This is a genomic window from Mycobacterium sp. (assembly GCF_035633495.1).
GTDB lineage: Bacteria > Actinomycetota > Actinomycetes > Mycobacteriales > Mycobacteriaceae > Mycobacterium.
The window spans coordinates 14952-31677 of the sequence record NZ_DASQEU010000044.1 but is presented as its reverse complement, the minus strand read 5'-3'; the positions used below and the strand labels follow the sequence as shown (position 1 = coordinate 31677).

General features: G+C 67.9%; 17 protein-coding genes. 10 read left to right on the top strand and 7 right to left on the bottom strand.

Annotated features, from left to right (window positions below):
• Nucleotides 1–28: 28 nt before the first annotated feature.
• The 9 genes from uvrC (at nucleotide 29) to secG (ending at nucleotide 9031) form a co-directional block, all read left to right on the top strand.
• Complete coding sequence (gene uvrC, locus VET27_RS06775) at nucleotides 29–1999, top strand: excinuclease ABC subunit UvrC (RefSeq protein WP_526516376.1); 1971 nt, start codon at nucleotides 29–31, stop codon at nucleotides 1997–1999.
• The gene (rapZ, locus tag VET27_RS06770; RefSeq protein ID WP_526516374.1) at nucleotides 1996–2901 is read left to right on the top strand and encodes an RNase adapter RapZ; all 906 of its coding nucleotides are present in this window, start codon (nucleotides 1996–1998) and stop codon (nucleotides 2899–2901) included. Before uvrC ends, rapZ begins: the two co-directional genes overlap by 4 nt.
• On the top strand, nucleotides 2898–3899 hold the full coding sequence (yvcK, locus tag VET27_RS06765) for a uridine diphosphate-N-acetylglucosamine-binding protein YvcK (RefSeq protein ID WP_526516372.1): 1002 nt from the start codon (nucleotides 2898–2900) through the stop codon (nucleotides 3897–3899). The genes rapZ and yvcK overlap by 4 nt, the downstream gene beginning before the upstream one ends.
• A 7-nt stretch (nucleotides 3900–3906) precedes the next feature.
• Complete coding sequence (whiA, locus tag VET27_RS06760) at nucleotides 3907–4890, top strand: DNA-binding protein WhiA (protein ID WP_526516370.1); 984 nt, start codon at nucleotides 3907–3909, stop codon at nucleotides 4888–4890.
• 4 nt (nucleotides 4891–4894) lie between these two features.
• On the top strand, nucleotides 4895–5608 hold the full coding sequence (locus tag VET27_RS06755; RefSeq protein WP_526516368.1) for an ABC transporter substrate-binding protein: 714 nt from the start codon (nucleotides 4895–4897) through the stop codon (nucleotides 5606–5608).
• A 111-nt stretch (nucleotides 5609–5719) separates the two neighbouring features.
• Nucleotides 5720–6742 carry a type I glyceraldehyde-3-phosphate dehydrogenase gene (gene gap / locus VET27_RS06750; RefSeq protein WP_526516366.1) on the top strand — a complete coding sequence of 341 codons (1023 nt, stop codon included), beginning with the start codon at nucleotides 5720–5722 and terminating at the stop codon, nucleotides 6740–6742.
• Nucleotides 6743–6752: 10 nt separating this feature from the next.
• Complete coding sequence (locus VET27_RS06745; RefSeq protein WP_526516364.1) at nucleotides 6753–7967, top strand: phosphoglycerate kinase; 1215 nt, start codon at nucleotides 6753–6755, stop codon at nucleotides 7965–7967.
• A gap of 11 nt (nucleotides 7968–7978) precedes the next feature.
• Nucleotides 7979–8764, top strand: coding sequence for a triose-phosphate isomerase (gene tpiA / locus VET27_RS06740; protein WP_526516362.1), 786 nt, complete (start codon nucleotides 7979–7981; stop codon nucleotides 8762–8764).
• A gap of 30 nt (nucleotides 8765–8794) precedes the next feature.
• The gene (gene secG / locus VET27_RS06735) at nucleotides 8795–9031 is read left to right on the top strand and encodes a preprotein translocase subunit SecG (RefSeq protein WP_526516360.1); all 237 of its coding nucleotides are present in this window, start codon (nucleotides 8795–8797) and stop codon (nucleotides 9029–9031) included.
• Here the strand turns inward: secG and VET27_RS06730 are convergent.
• Nucleotides 9015–10298: an ankyrin repeat domain-containing protein gene (locus tag VET27_RS06730; protein WP_526516358.1), complete on the bottom strand. Its 1284-nt coding sequence runs from the start codon at nucleotides 10296–10298 to the stop codon at nucleotides 9015–9017. The genes secG and VET27_RS06730 overlap by 17 nt on opposite strands.
• Nucleotides 10299–10636: 338 nt before the next feature.
• Between VET27_RS06730 and ppc the strand changes: the two genes are divergently transcribed.
• On the top strand, nucleotides 10637–13438 hold the full coding sequence (gene ppc, locus VET27_RS06725; RefSeq protein ID WP_526516356.1) for a phosphoenolpyruvate carboxylase: 2802 nt from the start codon (nucleotides 10637–10639) through the stop codon (nucleotides 13436–13438).
• A gap of 3 nt (nucleotides 13439–13441) precedes the next feature.
• Here the strand turns inward: ppc and VET27_RS06720 are convergent, their stop codons facing one another.
• From VET27_RS06720 to opcA, 6 genes are read right to left on the bottom strand one after another with little or no spacing between them, the layout of a single operon-like run.
• Complete coding sequence (locus tag VET27_RS06720) at nucleotides 13442–13648, bottom strand: hypothetical protein (protein ID WP_526516354.1); 207 nt, start codon at nucleotides 13646–13648, stop codon at nucleotides 13442–13444.
• Complete coding sequence (locus VET27_RS06715; RefSeq protein ID WP_526516352.1) at nucleotides 13639–14307, bottom strand: hypothetical protein; 669 nt, start codon at nucleotides 14305–14307, stop codon at nucleotides 13639–13641. Before VET27_RS06715 ends, VET27_RS06720 begins: the two co-directional genes overlap by 10 nt.
• Nucleotides 14271–14669 (bottom strand): hypothetical protein, encoded by a 399-nt coding sequence (locus VET27_RS06710; RefSeq protein ID WP_526516350.1) that lies wholly within the window; start codon nucleotides 14667–14669, stop codon nucleotides 14271–14273. Before VET27_RS06710 ends, VET27_RS06715 begins: the two co-directional genes overlap by 37 nt.
• Nucleotides 14670–14682: 13 nt before the next feature.
• Entirely contained in the window at nucleotides 14683–15060 is a 378-nt protein-coding gene (locus tag VET27_RS06705; RefSeq protein WP_526516348.1) for an ATPase, read from the bottom strand.
• Between the two features lie 20 nt (nucleotides 15061–15080).
• Nucleotides 15081–15821: a 6-phosphogluconolactonase gene (gene pgl / locus VET27_RS06700; protein WP_526516346.1), complete on the bottom strand. Its 741-nt coding sequence runs from the start codon at nucleotides 15819–15821 to the stop codon at nucleotides 15081–15083.
• Nucleotides 15814–16725: a glucose-6-phosphate dehydrogenase assembly protein OpcA gene (opcA, locus tag VET27_RS06695; protein ID WP_526516344.1), complete on the bottom strand. Its 912-nt coding sequence runs from the start codon at nucleotides 16723–16725 to the stop codon at nucleotides 15814–15816. The genes pgl and opcA overlap by 8 nt, the downstream gene beginning before the upstream one ends.
• Nucleotide 16726: the final 1 nt, after the last annotated feature.

Below are 16726 nucleotides of genomic sequence, written 5' to 3'. Positions count from 1 at the left end.
TGTCGGACGGCGAACTAACCTGGAACCCGTGCCCGATCCAGCGACCTACCGGCCTGCCCCGGGCTCGATACCCCTCGAGCCCGGCGTCTACCGGTTCCGCGATCCGCACGGACGGGTGATCTACGTCGGCAAGGCCAAGAGCCTGCGAAACCGCCTCAACTCCTACTTCGCGGACCTGTCCGGACTTGCGCCGCGCACCAGGCAGATGGTGATGACCGCGGGCAGTGTCGAGTGGACGGTCGTCGGCACCGAAGTCGAAGCGCTGCAGCTGGAATACAACTGGATCAAGGAGTTCGATCCACGGTTCAACATCCGCTACCGCGACGACAAGTCGTACCCGGTTCTGGCCGTGACGCTGAACGAGGAGTACCCGCGGCTGTTCGTCTACCGTGGTCCGCGCCGCAAGGGCGTGCGCTACTTCGGTCCCTACTCCCACGCCTGGGCCATCCGCGAAACCCTCGATCTGCTGACCCGCGTCTTTCCGGCGCGTACCTGCTCGGCAGGGGTGTTCAAGCGGCACAACCAGATTGGTCGGCCGTGCCTGCTCGGCTACATCGACAAGTGCTCGGCGCCGTGCGTCGGACGGGTGAGTGCCGACGAGCACCGCAAGATCGTGCTCGACTTCTGCGACTTCCTGGCCGGCAAGACCGACCGGCTGGCCCGTGACATGGAGCAGCAGATGAACGCTGCCGCCGAGCAGCTCGACTTCGAGCGGGCCGCCCGGTTGCGAGACAACATCTCCGCCCTCAAGCGCGCCTTGGAGAAGCAGACCGTGGTGTTCGGCGACGGCACGGACGCCGACGTCGTGGCGTTCGCCGACGACGAGCTCGAGGCCGCCGTGCAGGTGTTTCACGTGCGCGGTGGGAGAGTGCGTGGCCAGCGCGGCTGGGTCGTCGAGAAGTCCGGTGAGCCAGGAAAGTCCGGTCGGGAACATCTCGTCGAGCAGTTCCTCACGCAGTTCTACGGCGACCAGGCGGAACTCGGCGGTGCCGCCGACGACCCGACCAACCTGGTACCGAGACAGGTCCTGGTTCCGGTGCTGCCCGACAACGCCGACGAGCTTTCGGCGTGGCTCAGCGGACTGCGTGGGTCGAACGTCCAGTTACGCGTGCCATACCGCGGTGACAAGCGTGCGTTGGCCGAGACCGTGCATCGCAATGCGAAAGACGCGCTGGCGCAGCACAAGCTCAAGCGCGCTGGTGACTTCAACGCCAGATCCGAAGCGCTGCAGAGCATTCAGGAGTTCCTGGGCCTCACCGACGCGCCGCTTCGCATCGAGTGTGTGGACATCAGCCACGTGCAGGGCACCGACGTGGTGGCGTCGTTGGTGGTGTTCGAAGACGGGCTGCCGCGCAAGTCGGACTACCGTCACTACGCCATCCGCGAGGCGGCCGGCGACGGGCGTTCCGACGACGTCGCGTCGATCGCCGAGGTGACGCGGCGTCGCTTCGCGCGGCACGTCGCCGACGTCCAGGCCCCGCTGACCGACGACGCTCGGCCCCGCAGGTTCGCGTACCCGCCGAACCTCTTCGTGGTCGACGGCGGCGCCCCCCAGGTGAACGCCGCCGCTGCGGTCCTCGAGGATCTCGGCGTCAACGACGTGGCCGTCATCGGGTTGGCCAAGCGCCTCGAGGAGGTCTGGGTTCCGTCGGAACCGGATCCGGTGATCATGCCGCGCAACAGCGACGGTCTCTACCTGCTGCAGCGCGTGCGCGACGAGGCGCACCGCTTCGCGATCAGCTACCACCGCAGCAAGCGGTCGAAACGGATGACGGCGTCGGCACTAGACTCCGTCCCCGGGCTGGGGGAGCGCCGGCGCAAGGCGTTGGTGACGCACTTCGGCTCGGTGGCCCGGCTCAAGGACGCCAGCGTCGAGGAGATCACCGCGGTCCCGGGAATCGGAGTGACCACGGCGAACGCCGTCCTCGAGGCACTCGGCGTGCCTACGATCAAGGACGAGGTGTCACCGATGACGGGCCAGGAGGCAGATCGCGCATGACCGAGCTCCAGGACGGTCGTGCCGACGACCGCCCGGCTGCGGGAATCGACGTCGTTCTGGTCACTGGGCTGTCGGGGGCCGGCCGGGGCACCGCTGCCAAGGTTCTCGAGGACCTGGGCTGGTACGTCGCCGACAACCTGCCGCCGGAGCTCATCGCCCGGATGGTCGAGCTGGGCCTCGCGGCGGGATCACGCATCACCCAGCTGGCCGTCGTGATGGACGTGCGCTCCCGCGGTTTCACCGGCGACCTGGAATGGGTGCGCCACGACCTGGCCACCCGCAACATCACTCCCCGCGTGCTCTTCCTGGAAGCGTCCGACGACATCCTCGTCCGCCGCTACGAGCAGAACCGACGCAGTCATCCGTTGCAGGGCAATCAGACTCTGGCCGAGGGCATTTCCGCAGAGCGCAGGATGCTGGCCCCCATCCGTGCGGCGGCCGATCTGGTGATCGACACCTCGTCGCTGCCGGTGCCCGCACTGCGCGAGACCATCGAGCGCGCCTTCGCCGCCGAGACGGTGGCGCACACCAACGTCACCGTGGAGTCCTTCGGCTACAAGTACGGCCTGCCGATGGACGCCGACACCGTGATGGACGTCCGCTTCCTGCCGAACCCGCACTGGGTCGACGAGTTGCGGCCGCACACGGGTCAGCATCCGGCGGTGCGAGACTACGTCCTTGGCCAACCGGGGGCGGCGGACTTCATTGACACTTACCATCGACTGCTGGACGTCGTCATCGACGGATACCGCAGGGAGGGAAAGCGCTACATGACCGTCGCGATCGGTTGCACGGGCGGCAAGCACCGCAGTGTCGCCATCGCCGAAGCCCTTGCGGGGCGGCTCGACGGTGACGACGATCTGACGGTGCGGGTGCTGCACCGCGATCTGGGTCGCGAATGAGCGCACGGATCGTCGCGCTGGGCGGTGGCCACGGGCTGTACGCGACGCTGTCCGCATTGCGACGGCTGACGCCACACGTGACGGCGGTCGTGACGGTCGCCGACGACGGTGGCTCGTCGGGTCGGTTGCGCAGCGAACTCGACGTCGTGCCACCGGGAGATCTACGAATGGCGTTGGCGGCGTTGGCATCCGACACCCCGCACGGTCATCTCTGGGCCACCATCATGCAGCACAGGTTCGGTGGCAGCGGGGCGTTGGCCGGCCACCCGATCGGCAATCTGCTGCTCGCCGGCCTGAACGAGGTGCTCGCCGACCCCGTCGCGGCCCTCGACGAACTCGGCCGCATCCTCGACCTCAAGGGCCGTGTGCTGCCGATGTGTCCGATCGCATTGCAGATCGAGGCGGACGTGGCGGGCCTCGAATCCGATCCCAGGATGAGCCGGGTGATCAGGGGACAGGTGGCGGTGGCCACCACCGTCGGCAAGGTGCGACGGGTGCGCCTGCTTCCTGGCAATCCGCCTGCGACACGGCAGGCGGTCGACGCGATCATGGCCGCGGATCTCGTGGTCCTCGGCCCGGGCTCGTGGTTCACCAGCGTCATCCCACACGTGTTGGTGCCGCAGCTGGTGGCGGCGCTTCAAGCCTCGGAGGCGCGCAAGGCCTTGGTGCTCAACTTGGTCGCCGAGCCGGGCGAGACGGCGGGTTTCTCCGCCGAGCGTCACATCCACGTACTGGCGCAGCATGCACCAGGATTCACCGTGCACGACATCGTCGTGGACGCGGCACGCGTACCGGGAGAACGGGAACGGGACCAACTTCGGCGAACCGCAGCCAGCCTCGAGGCTCTGGTTGAGTTTGCTGACGTCTCCAGACCTGGTACACCTTTACATGACCCGGCGAGGTTGGCTGCGGCGCTTGAGCGGGTGCGGTTGCGCGGTAGTGCACCCGTGGCGCCGACGGCGCCGACTGCTGCCGTGCGGTCGGTCGACGAAAGGTGACGATTTCGTGGCGATGACAGGCGAGGTCAAGGACGAGCTCAGCCGGCTCGTGATCAACTCGGTCAGCGCGCGCCGCGCGGAGGTGGCCGCATTGCTGCGCTTCGCCGGCGGTCTGCACATCGTGGCGGGCCGGGTGGTGGTCGAGGCGGAAGTCGACCTCGGGGTCATCGCGCGGCGGCTGCGCAAGGACATCCACGATCTCTACGGTTACAACGCCGTAGTGCACGTGATGACGGCCAGTGGTATTCGCAAGGGCACCAGGTACGTGGTGCGGGTGGCGCAGGACGGGGAGGCGCTCGCCCGTCAGACGGGATTGTTGGATCTTCGTGGCCGTCCGGTGCGCGGTTTGCCCGCCCAGGTCGTCGGCGGCAGCGTCGGCGATGCCGAAGCCGCTTGGCGCGGAGCGTTTCTGGCGCACGGCTCACTGACCGAGCCCGGTCGTTCGTCATCGCTGGAGATTAGTTGCCCGGGTCCGGAGGCGGCATTGGCTCTGGTCGGGGCGGCACGCCGACTCGGCGTCAGCGCCAAGGCCCGCGAGGTGCGGGGCAGTGATCGGGTGGTGGTGCGCGACGGTGAGGCGATCGGTGCGCTGCTCACGCGGATGGGTGCCCAGGACACCCGGCTCACGTGGGAGGAGCGTCGACTGCGTCGAGAGGTGCGCGCCACGGCCAACCGGCTGGCCAACTTCGACGACGCGAACCTGCGGCGGTCGGCGCGCGCGGCCGTCGCCGCCGCGGCCCGTGTCGAACGTGCGCTGCACATCCTCGGCGACTCCGTTCCGGATCACCTGTCGGCCGCGGGCAGGCTCCGGGTCGAACACCGTCAGGCGTCACTAGAGGAGCTGGGCAGGCTCGCGGAGCCGCCGATGACGAAAGACGCCGTGGCTGGTCGCATTCGGAGGCTGCTGTCCATGGCCGACCGCAAGGCCAAGCACGACGGCATCCCCGACACCGAGTCGGCTGTCACGCCGGACCTGCTCGACGACGCTTGATGCCGTGCACACCCTGAGGGTCGGTATGGCGCTGCCCGATCCGCCGTTCAACGGCATGGCGGGCGGCGGGGGACTCGACGTCGATCTGATGGACGCAGTGGGTGCGGCGATGGGAGTGGCGGTCGACGTCCTCGCCTACGAGGGCTCGGACTTCAACGGCATCTTCGACGAATTGGCCGCCGGTGTGTACGACTGCGTGATCGCGGGCACCACCGTGACCCCGGAGCGCGCCCGCAGGTCGGCCTTCGCGCCGCCGTATCTGGTGTCGGGCCAGTCGCTCGCCGTGAATACCGCCCGCTTCCCGACGGTCAGGTCGGTCGACGACCTCGCCGAGTTGACCATCGGCGTGCAGAGGGGCAACACCAGTCAGCCGATCGCCGAACGCCTCGTCGCTCAGGGCAAGGCCAAGGGCGTCCGCGTGTATGACTACGGCGGCATCCGCTCGGCGCTATCGGATCTCACCAATGGTGGCTGCGATGCCTTCATGAAGCTTGGGCCCGTGCTCACCGAACTCGTCAGGTCGGTCGTAGACGTCGAGGTGGTTCAGCGCGGAATCTCACGCGAGGACATCGCCATCGCCGTCGCACTGGGTGACGACCCGACGTTGGCGGCGATCACCGCGGCGCAGGCAGAACTCGAAGCCGACGGCACCCTGCAGGCGATGCGGCGCAAATGGCTCGGCAACCCGTACCGCGACCAGAGTCTGGCCGCCCGCTGACCAGCCTTCGCGTCGGGATGGTCGCACTACTAGGCTGATCCCCGAGCAATGTGACGCGGCAAGTGTCGGGTTGATACGCCGGAGCATCTTCGAGATCTAAGGAGCACGACAGTGACGGTTCGGGTAGGCGTTAACGGCTTCGGTCGAATCGGACGCAACTTCTTCAGGGCCCTGGACGCGCAGAAGGCGCTGGGCAACAACACCGACATCGAGATCATCGCGGTCAACGACCTGACCAGTAACGCGACGCTCGCCCACCTGCTGAAGTTCGACTCGATCCTGGGCCGGCTGCCCTACGAGGTCAGCCTCGAAGGCGACGACACGATCGTCGTGGGCGACACCAAGATCAAGGCCCTCGAGGTCAAGGCGGGTCCGGCAGAGCTGCCGTGGGGCGACCTGGGCGTCGACGTCGTCGTCGAGTCCACTGGTATCTTCACCAACGCCGCCAAGGCCAAGGGGCACTTGGACGCCGGAGCCAAGAAGGTCATCATCTCGGCGCCGGCCACCGACCCGGACATCACCATCGTGCTGGGCGTGAACGACGACAAGTACGACGGCAGCCAGAACATCATCTCCAATGCCTCTTGCACCACGAACTGCCTTGGACCGCTGGCGAAGGTCCTCAACGACGAGTTCGGCATCGTCCGCGGCCTGATGACCACGATCCACGCCTACACGCAGGACCAGAACCTGCAGGACGGCCCGCACGGCGACCTACGTCGCGCCCGCGCTGCCGCACTGAACATCGTGCCCACCTCGACCGGTGCCGCCAAGGCCATCGGCCTGGTTCTGCCCGAGCTGAAGGGCAAGCTGGACGGCTTCGCGCTGCGGGTGCCGATCCCGACGGGCTCGTGCACCGATCTGACCGTCGACCTCGAGAAGACGGCCAGCGCCGACGAGATCAACGCCGCGATGAAGGCCGCCGCCGAGGGCAAGCTCAAGGGCATTCTGAAGTACTACGACGCGCCGATCGTGTCCAGCGACATCGTCACCGATCCGCACAGCTCGATCTTCGACTCGGGCCTGACCAAGGTGATCGACAACCAGGCCAAGGTCGTGTCGTGGTACGACAACGAGTGGGGCTACTCCAACCGCTTGGTTGACCTGGTCGCGCTCGTCGGCAAGTCGCTCTGAAAGGCTAGACGTGTCGATCAAATCGCTTGAGGATCTGTTGGCTGAGGGCGTCGAGGGTCGAGGCGTGCTCGTGCGCTCCGACCTGAACGTCCCGCTGGACGACGAGGGCCACATCACCGATCCGGGTCGGATCCTGGCATCGGTGCCGACGCTGAAGGCACTGTCCGATGCGGGAGCCAAGGTCGTCGTGGTCGCGCATCTCGGACGGCCGAAGCATGGGCCCGAGCCGAAGTTCTCGCTCGCGCCGGTCGCCGCCGCGCTCGGCGAGCAGCTGGGAAGGCACGTTCAACTCGCCGGTGACGTGGTGGGCTCCGATGCGCTCGCACGCGCAGAGGGACTGACCGACGGTGACCTCTTGATGCTGGAGAACATTCGCTTCGAACCGCGGGAGACCAGCAAGGACGACGGCGAACGTCTCGCGTTGGCCAAGGCGCTCGCCGAACTCGTCGGAGACGACGGTGCGTTCGTGTCCGACGGTTTCGGTGTGGTGCACCGCAAGCAGGCATCGGTATACGACGTCGCGACATTGCTGCCGCACTACGCGGGCTCGTTGGTGGCCACGGAGGTCAAGGTGCTCGAGCAGCTGACCTCCTCGACCAAGCGGCCCTACGCCGTGGTGCTCGGCGGCTCGAAGGTGTCCGACAAGCTGGCCGTCATCGAGAATCTGGCCACCAAGGCTGACAGCGTCGTCATCGGCGGCGGGATGTGCTTCACCTTCCTTGCTGCCCAGGGGCTTTCGGTGGGCACCTCGCTGCTGCAGCCGGAGATGATCGACACTTGCAAGAAGATTCTCGAGGAACACGGCGACGTCATCCACCTGCCGGTGGACATCGTCGTCGCGGCGGAGTTCGCCGCCGACTCCCCACCGGAGACCGTGGCCGCGGGCAAGATCCCCGAGGACAAGATGGGCCTGGACATCGGCCCGGAATCGGTGAAGCGGTTCACCGCGCTGCTGTCCAACGCCAAGACCGTCTTCTGGAACGGCCCGATGGGTGTGTTCGAGTTCCCGGCGTACGCGGCGGGCACCAAGGGAGTCGCGGAGGCCGTCATCGGCGCCACGTCCAAGGGTGCGTTCAGCGTCGTCGGCGGCGGCGACTCGGCTGCAGCGGTGCGCCAGCTCGGCCTTCCGGAGGACGGCTTCTCGCACATTTCCACCGGTGGCGGGGCCTCGCTGGAATACCTTGAGGGCAAGACGCTGCCTGGTATAGACATTCTCGACACCTAGGAGACCCCCCTGTGCCCCGCAAGCCGCTGATCGCCGGCAACTGGAAGATGAACCTCAACCACTTCGAGGCCATCGCCCTGGTGCAGAAGATCGCATTCTCGTTGCCGGAGAAGTACTTCGACAAGGTTGACGTGACGGTCATCCCGCCGTTCACCGACCTGCGCAGCGTGCAGACCCTCGTCGACGGCGACAAGCTCAAGCTCACCTACGGGGCGCAGGACGTGTCCAAGCACGACTCCGGCGCCTACACCGGCGAGATCAGCGGCACGTTCCTGGCCAAGCTCGGCTGTACGTTTGCGGTGGTCGGCCACTCCGAGCGCCGCATCTATCACGACGAAGACGACGCACTGGTCGCCGCGAAGGCCGCGGCCGCCCTCAAACACGGGCTGACCCCGATCATCTGCATCGGCGAAGGACTCGAGATCCGCGAGGCCGGCGACCACGTGGCGTACAACGTCAACCAGCTGAAGGGCTCGCTGGCCGGATTGTCAGCCGAGCAGATCGGTGCGAGCGCCATCGCCTACGAGCCCGTCTGGGCGATCGGCACCGGCCGGGTGGCCAGCGCTGCCGACGCGCAGGAGGTCTGTGCCGCGATCCGCACCGCATTGGGCGAGTTGGCGACACCTGCCATCGCCGATACGGTCCGCGTGCTCTACGGCGGCTCGGTGAACGCCAAGAACGTGGGCGAGATCGTCGGGCAGGCGGACGTCGACGGAGCCCTAGTGGGCGGAGCGTCGCTGGACGGCGAGCAATTCGCCATCCTGTCGGCAATCGCCGCTGGCGGGCCCCTGCCCTGACCCGGCGTGGCGCCCGGTATTCTGGTGTCCATGATTTTCGCTCTGCAGATCACCCTCGTCGTCACCAGCTTCCTGGTGATCCTGTTGGTGCTGCTGCATCGGGCCAAGGGTGGCGGTCTCTCGACGCTCTTCGGAGGCGGCGTGCAGTCCAGTCTCTCCGGATCGACCGTCGTCGAGAAGAACCTCGATCGCCTGACCTACTTCGTCACCGGCATCTGGCTCGTCTCCATCATCGCCGTCGCCCTGCAGATCAAGTACGGCGCCTGAGCCGCAGAATCGCGGCCGTCCCCTCGGCGTGACCGTGTTCGGCCCAGCCAAGCGGTGTCGTGCCGTACTCGTCGTCGACCGCGTCGGGGTCGGCCCCGCACTCCAGAAGCGCCTGGACCAGTTCGACATCACCGATCCATGCCGCGTGGTGCAACATCGTGTGCCCGTCGACCGTGGCATCGAGATCACCGCCCGCGGCGGCCAGCGCCCGCACCCCGTCTGGCGTTCCGGCCGACGCGATCGGCGGCTCCAAACGATCTGGTCGCCACGGTGACGGCGAGTCCGCGGAGCGACCCTCGGTGAACCCGTGCGTCGCGAGTAGCGCGAGCCGGTCGGTGAACCCGCGGTCCCGCGCCCAGTCGACCTGACGCTGCACCATGTCGGTCGGGCTCTCCAGCGCCTCGCCGAGCCGTCGGTGCCATGTTCCGCCCTCGCCGTGACCGAGTCCGGATTCCAGGAGGATCCGCAGATGTCCGTCATCTCGGCCGAACATTCGGTTGTACAGGGTCTGCGCGTCGTTCGGATCCGCACCATGGACGAGCAACGCCAGGGCCAGGTCCTCACCGGCCGGGTGTCGGGGTTGCCTGCCGGGGCCTGCCTCGCCCTCACCGAAGCACAGGGTGAGCACGGTGAACGGGGTGGGCAGGCCGAGCCACAGATACCCGGCGTCCGGGTCCGCCCCGGCGTCGAGCAGGAGCCGAGCCGACGTCAACGGGTCCCGTTGCGGCACCCGCGAGGCGGCAAGGTGAAACAGCGCCGTCCACCCGAAGGGGCCGCCCTGACTGCGGGCGCCCTCCGGCCGGTCCTCGAGGTGTGCGCGCACTGCGGACGGATCGCCGACCGCTGCGGCGGCGTACAGATCTCGCGCGGGCAGGTCGGGGTGGGCGCGCAGCACGTCACCCGCGGCCGACCACCTGGCCGGGCCGTCGTCCTGCGAATACGTGAGGCACGCCAGCGACAGGAAGCGGGAGAGCGGGTCGTGGTCGGTGACGACCGTGGGGTCACGCCGCAGTTGCCCGGCCGTGCGCAGATATGCCCGCAGTCGCGGCCAGCTGCTAAAGCCGACCTTGCGGGCCACCACGTATTGAGCCGCCGTCAAGGCGAATTCGGTTGGCTCGCCGGGTGTCCCGTCGGGATGAAGTCGTGCCAACAGGGCGAGCGCCTCGTCATGGCCAACGGCGGAACGGTCGCGTACCGCGCGCTGCAGCCGACGGGCATCTCGGCGGAATCGGTCTAGGGAGGGATTGGTGGGCAGAGACGGGGCCATGGCGGCCTCCTTTCGTCAGCCCGGGGTCCGCTGCGTCGGGCCGAAAGGAGGACGGGCCTGATCGATTCTCACTCCAGGTGGGTTGAACCCATTTCCGCGGACCGGTGGCGCCCTGCACGCCACCGCCGACGCTACCCGTGCTGTCGATGCCGCGCACCGGAAGCTAGTCCTGCGCGTGACGAAGTTCGCCAGCCTGCCTCCGATCGCTTGCCGGGCTTGTCTTCGTATTTGCTGTAAAGGTGCCATGCTCGGCCGTCGCCAGCCGCCCCGGGTGTGCCCGGGCCGCGCATGCCGGGCTCGTCCTGCGGCCCGATCCCGGTACGTCGATACTGGAAACCATGGCCGATGCTCCCGATACCGCTCTCGCACCCATCGGCTCGGTTCGCCGAACCCAAGTGGGCCGTGAGGCGACCGAACCGATGCGAGAGGACATCCGTCTGCTCGGCGCGATCCTCGGCGACACGGTGCGCGAGCAGAACGGTGACGAGGTCTTCGATCTGGTGGAGCGGGCACGCGTGGAGTCGTTCCGGGTGCGCCGTTCCGAGATCGACCGCGCCGAGCTCGCAAGCCTGTTCGACGGCATCGACGTCCACGAGGCGATTCCCGTCATCCGGGCCTTCACCCACTTCGCGCTACTGGCCAACGTCGCCGAGGACATCCACCGGGAACGGCGCCGCGTCGTGCACGTCGAAGCGGGTGAACCGCCGCAGCGCAGCAGCCTCGCCGCCACCTATCTGAAGCTGGAGTCCGCCGAGCTGGACTCCGCGACGGTGGCCGACGCCCTCACCGGTGCGCTGGTATCGCCGGTGATCACCGCGCACCCCACCGAGACCCGCCGCAGGACGGTGTTCGACACCCAGCACCGGATCACCCAGCTGATGCGGCTCCGGATGCGCGGACATGCCCACACCGACGACGGCCGCAGCATCGACCTCGAACTGCGCCGCAACATTCTCACCCTGTGGCAAACTGCACTGATCCGGTTGTCGCGGTTGAAGATTCAAGACGAGATCGAAACGGGCCTGCGCTATTATCCGGCTGCCTTCTTCGAGGTCATCCCGCAGGTCAACGCCGAGGTCCGCACTGCTCTGCAGGCGCGTTGGCCCGAGTCCCACGTGCTCGAGAAGCCCATCCTGCGCCCCGGCTCCTGGATCGGTGGCGACCGCGACGGCAACCCGAACGTCACGTCCGAGGTCGTGCGGCTGGCGACCGGCAGTGCCGCTTACACCGCGCTCGCGCACTACTTCGTCGAGCTGACCGCGCTTGAGGAGGAACTCTCGATGTCGGTGCGGCTGGTGCACATCAGCGACGAGCTGCGGGCGCTGGCCGACACGTGTGGCGAGCCGGCGCGCGCCGACGAACCGTACCGGCGCGCGCTCAGAGTGATGCGCGGCCGTTTGACGGCGACCGCCGCCGAGATTCTGGACCGACAGCCGGAGCATGAGCTCGACCTGGGGATGGAACGCTACGAGACGCCGGAGCAGTTCCTGGCCGATCTCGACGTCATCGGCGCATCCCTGCGCGCCAACGGCAGCGCGGTACTGGCCGACGACCGCTTAGCCCGCTTGCGAGAAGCCGTGCACGTCTTCGACTTTCACCTGTCTGGGCTGGACCTGCGGCAGAACTCCGAAGTGCACGAGGAGGTGATGGCCGAGCTGCTGGCCTGGGCGGGTGTGCATCCCGACTACCGCTCGCTGCCGGAGTCCGACCGCGTCGAGATCCTGGCTGCCGAGCTGGCCACCCGTCGGCCGTTGGTGAGCCTCGGCGCAAAGCTGTCGGAACTCGCGCGCAAGGAGCTGGACATCACCGCTGCCGCCGCGCGGGCGGTCCGAGTGTTCGGCCCCCAGGCGGTGCCCAACTACATCATCTCCATGTGCCAGTCGGTGTCGGACATGCTCGAAGCGGCGGTCTTCCTGAAGGAGGCCGGCCTGCTCGACGCCTCGGGAGAGGAGCCGTACAGCCCGGTCGGTGTGGTGCCCCTGTTCGAGACCATCGACGACCTGCAACGCGGATCGGCGATTCTGGAAGCGGTCCTGGACATTCCGCCGTACCGGGCGCTGGTGCACGCCCGCGGTGAGCAGCAGGAGGTGATGCTTGGGTATTCCGATTCGAACAAGGACGGCGGCTACCTCGCCGCCAACTGGGCGCTCTACCGTGCCGAGCTCGACCTCGTCGAATCCGCCCGCAAGACAGGAATTCGCTTGCGGCTCTTCCATGGTCGCGGTGGCACCGTCGGCCGTGGCGGTGGACCGAGCTACGACGCAATCCTGGCCCAGCCGCCCGGCGCGGTGAAGGGATCGTTGCGCATCACCGAGCAGGGCGAGGTGATCGCCGCCAAGTACGCCGAACCGACCATCGCGCTCCGCAATCTGGAGACCTTGCTCGCGGCGACGCTGGAGTCGACGCTGCTTGACGTGGAGGGTCTGGGCGACGCGGCAGGACCCGCGTACGAGGTACTCGACGACCTGGCCGCGCGAGCCCAGCGGGCATACTCCGAACTGGTGCACGAGACACCGGGTTTCGTGGACTACTTCACGGCGTCCACGCCCGTCAGCGAGATCGGCGCGCTGAACATCGGCAGCCGTCCTGCCTCCCGCAAGTCCACCACGGCGATCTCCGACCTCCGCGCCATCCCGTGGGTGCTGGCGTGGAGCCAGTCTCGCGTCATGCTGCCCGGCTGGTACGGGACGGGCACGGCGTTCGAGGAGTTCATCGCCGACGGTGTGGAGGGCGCAAGACTCCACGTGCTTCGTGACCTGTACGAGAAGTGGCCGTTCTTCCGCTCCGTGCTGTCCAACATGGCCCAGGTGCTCGCGAAGGCCGACATGGGACTGGCGGCCAGGTACTCCGAACTGGTCGACGACGAAGCGTTGCGACACAGGGTCTTCGACAAGATCGTGGCCGAGCACGACCGGACCATCAAGATACTCCGGCTCATCACCGGGCAGGACGATCTGCTGGCCGACAACCCGGCGCTGGCCCGATCGGTGTTCAACCGGTTCCCGTATCTCGAACCCCTGAATCATCTGCAGGTCGAACTCCTGCGGCGGTATCGGTCCGGCGACGAGGGCGAACTGGTGAAACGCGGAATCCTGCTCACGATGAGCGGGCTGGCGACCGCCCTGCGCAACAGCGGCTGAGCGTCAGCGGCGCACGTAATCGACCCGAAAGAGCCCGGCTGAACGCGCGACGCCGCCGATCTGCGCGGGCACGGGGCGCGGATAGTCGTGCCACTGCGGCTTCATGTCGTACCGACCGAGAAGGCGAGTCATCGCCATCGCCATCGCGGACAACGAAAACGGTTGCGCCGGGCACGAATGTCTGCCCTGACCGAAGGCGGTCACCAGCATCGGCGAAGCCAGCCTGTCGCCGCGGAGGTGTTCACCAGGGGGAGCAGCGTGGCGATCGTCCACCCCGGGGGCACGTCGACGACGCCCGCGCCCGTATCGAAGGCGACCGGCTTCATCACGGCGCGGGCCATGATCGACCGCTGCGCCAACCGCGTGCTCTCCAGGGCGCAGCGCTGAGCCAGATCCGCATCGCCCGCAGCGACCTGCCGCATCTGCTCCGGATGCACCAGCAGATCGACGATCGCCCAGCCCAGCGCCGCCATCAGATTCGACATCGACGCGATGTGGATGAGCGCGACGTCCATCGCGATGCCACGCGTCCGGACCTCGGCCGTCTCCGATGCCCAGGCGTCGATGATCCGGCCGAACAGTCCCGCATCGGGCAGTGTCGCCGAATCATGCTGCCGCACGGCATCTTCGATTACCACGGTGACGTCGTCGAGCGCGGCGCGTTCAGCCCCCATGGCCGAGGCGGCCACCGCCGCCATGGCATCGGGATGCACGAAGGCCTCCGAGCCGTCGAGTACGTCGAACGCGCGCACCAGCCGTTCGAACGCCTCCCCGTCCGCACATCCGGGACCGGCCCACGACGCCAGTCCCATGCTGTGGCCCAGCCGCCGCGTCAGCGCGAACAGCTCCACCGACCCGCGTTCGCCCAAATCGACCTCCGTCGCGTCGAGCGCATGCTCGAGATGACCCAGGTACGACGACACGTCATCGCGCCGGAACAGCGAACCCGGTAGTAGCCGCCGTCCCGCGAACACCTCGTCGGGCAGTTGCGCCGCAGTATCAGATAGTCCGCGACGCCCTTGCTGGCCGCGTCCTCCGGCAACGCGTAGAACGACTCGACGCCGGTCGGGGAGAACGTGAACAGGTAGTGGCTCCCTGCGCTGCGCACCACGAACGAGTCACCGCACGCGGCGCGTGCTGCCGCAATCGCCTCGACCGCGTCGTCGACCGGGACGTCCCATGGCAGACCGACGCCGTCGGCCAGGGGAAGGACGTCGAGGGGCCCCGGCACTACGTTCGAACGCTCAGAGACCGGTGCTCTTGCGCACCGCGTTGACCGCGCCGCGGACGGCGTGCTCGGTCGCGGTCCACGGCGCCATCACCGATTCACCGAGACCCACGATGCGTTCGACGCGCTCCACGATGCCTTCGAGACGCTCGACCACGCCGATCAGCCGGGGCGCCAGCTCGTCGATGCGGGTGATGGTGTCGTTGAACCGTTCGAGGGTGGCGTCCAGACCGCTGGTCGACTTGTCGAGGTCCGTCAGCGTCTGCCCGAGGTCCGAGAGCAGAGCGTCCACCTGCTCCACGGTGGCATCGACGTTCAACGCGGCCTGGGTCAGCGTCCTGATGCGTTGCCGCGCCGGGGCCTGCCTGCGCCGACCGTCCCCTCTGTCTGCCATGGCAATCAGTATGCGGGCTGCTACAGGCTTGCCGCGGCCGCTTCGTCGAGGAGCCACACCGTCGCGTCGCGCCCCACCGCTCCCGCCGCGGGCACGTCCTCTGCGGCTGCGCCGGCCACTGCTGCCGCCACCGCCTCGGCCTTCTCGGCTCCGGAGACCACCAGCCACACCTCGCGCGAGCGGGTGACGGCGGGCAGCGTCAGCGTGATGCGTTTCGGCGGCGGCTTGGGGGAGTCGGCGACGCCGACGACCATGCGGTCGGCCTCTCGGGTGGCCGCGTTGTGCGGGAAGAGCGAGTTCACGTGGCCCTCACCGCCCATGCCGAGCAGGTGCACGTCGAATTCCGGCGTAGGCCCGCCGTCGACGGCGTTGGCGGCCAGCACCTGCTCGTAGGCCAGTGCGGCGGCGTCGATGTCGTCGCCGAACTCGCCGTCGCTGGCGGGCATCGCGTGCACGTTTGCGGCCGGAATGGCGATGTGATCGAGCAGCGCCTCGCGGGCCTGCTTGTCATTGCGATCGTCGTCGGCGGCCGGAACATAGCGGTCGTCACCCCAGAACAGGTGCACCTTCGACCAGTCGATCGCCTCGCCGTGATCGCCGAGGTGCTTCAGCAGCTTGACGCCGGTTCCGCCACCCGTCAGGACGACGTAGGCGACGCCACGCTTCGCGATGGCTGCGGCCATGGCGATCACCAGCCTGTCACCCGCTGCAGCAACCAGGGCGTCGGCGTCCGCGTAGGTCTCGATGACGGTGTCAGACATATTCCACCTTGTCGATGCCCTGCAGCGCCGCGAAGTAGATCACGTCGGCGTCGAGCCTGCGCATGTCCTCCGCCAGGCAATCGCGGGTCTCCCTGCGCGCCAGCGGAAGTTTGGCGTCGGGCTTCGCGGTGCGAGTCAGGGTCGCGGTGACGCCCTGCTGCGGCCTGCTGAGCGTGATCGTCTCGCTCGCGCGTACCAGTTCGACCTTGAGCTCGCCGACTGCCCGCCGCACCGGACCGTCGATGCGGCTGGCTAGCCAACCCGCCAGGATGTCGAGCGCCGGTTCCTCCTTGCGACCGGAGACCAGCGCCGACTGGATGTCCTCGTGCGGTCCCTGGTCCAGCGCCGAGGTGAGCATCGCCCGCCAGTAGGTGATCCGGCTCCACGCCAGATCGGTGTCGCCCGCCGTGTAGCCCTCCAGCCTGCTCTTGATGCACGCCAGCGGGTCGGTGCCGTAGGTCGCATCGGTGATGCGGCGGATGGCCAGCTGTCCCAACGGATCCTCAGCCGGCACGCGCGGGGCGATGTCCGGCCACCACGCCACCACCGGAGTGTCCGGCAACAGGAACGGCGTGACGACACTGCTGGCGTGGTCGGCCAGCGGGCCGGACAGCTTGAGCACGACCACCTCGCCCGCGCCCGCATCGTGGCCGACCCGAATCTGGGCGTCCAGCTTGGCATCGACGGCATCGCGGTCCGCCGGTAGCACCACGATCACGCGGCAGGGATGCTCGCGACTGGCGGCATTGGCCGCCTCGATGGAGTCTTCGAGGATGGCCTCGCTGGCGGGTGCGATGACCAGGGTGAGCACCCGCGCCATGGTGAACGCGCCGCCTTCTTCACGTAGGCCGTCCAGCTTCTTGTTGACCGCCGTGGTGGTGGTGGCCTCGAGATCGACGATCATG

Excerpts from the sequence above, each read along its gene's own strand:
- VET27_RS06705 (WP_526516348.1), bottom strand. The coding sequence starts at position 15,060 with ATGGCAGACAGAGGGGACGGTCGGCGCAGGCAGGCCCCGGCGCGGCAA.
- pgl (WP_526516346.1), bottom strand. The coding sequence starts at position 15,821 with ATGTCTGACACCGTCATCGAGACCTACGCGGACGCCGACGCCCTGGTT.
- ppc (WP_526516356.1), top strand. The coding sequence starts at position 10,637 with ATGGCCGATGCTCCCGATACCGCTCTCGCACCCATCGGCTCGGTTCGC.
- yvcK (WP_526516372.1), top strand. The coding sequence starts at position 2,898 with ATGAGCGCACGGATCGTCGCGCTGGGCGGTGGCCACGGGCTGTACGCG.
- VET27_RS06720 (WP_526516354.1), bottom strand. The coding sequence starts at position 13,648 with ATGCTGGTGACCGCCTTCGGTCAGGGCAGACATTCGTGCCCGGCGCAA.
- VET27_RS06730 (WP_526516358.1), bottom strand. The coding sequence starts at position 10,298 with ATGGCCCCGTCTCTGCCCACCAATCCCTCCCTAGACCGATTCCGCCGA.
- rapZ (WP_526516374.1), top strand. The coding sequence starts at position 1,996 with ATGACCGAGCTCCAGGACGGTCGTGCCGACGACCGCCCGGCTGCGGGA.
- opcA (WP_526516344.1), bottom strand. The coding sequence starts at position 16,725 with ATGATCGTCGATCTCGAGGCCACCACCACCACGGCGGTCAACAAGAAG.
- secG (WP_526516360.1), top strand. The coding sequence starts at position 8,795 with ATGATTTTCGCTCTGCAGATCACCCTCGTCGTCACCAGCTTCCTGGTG.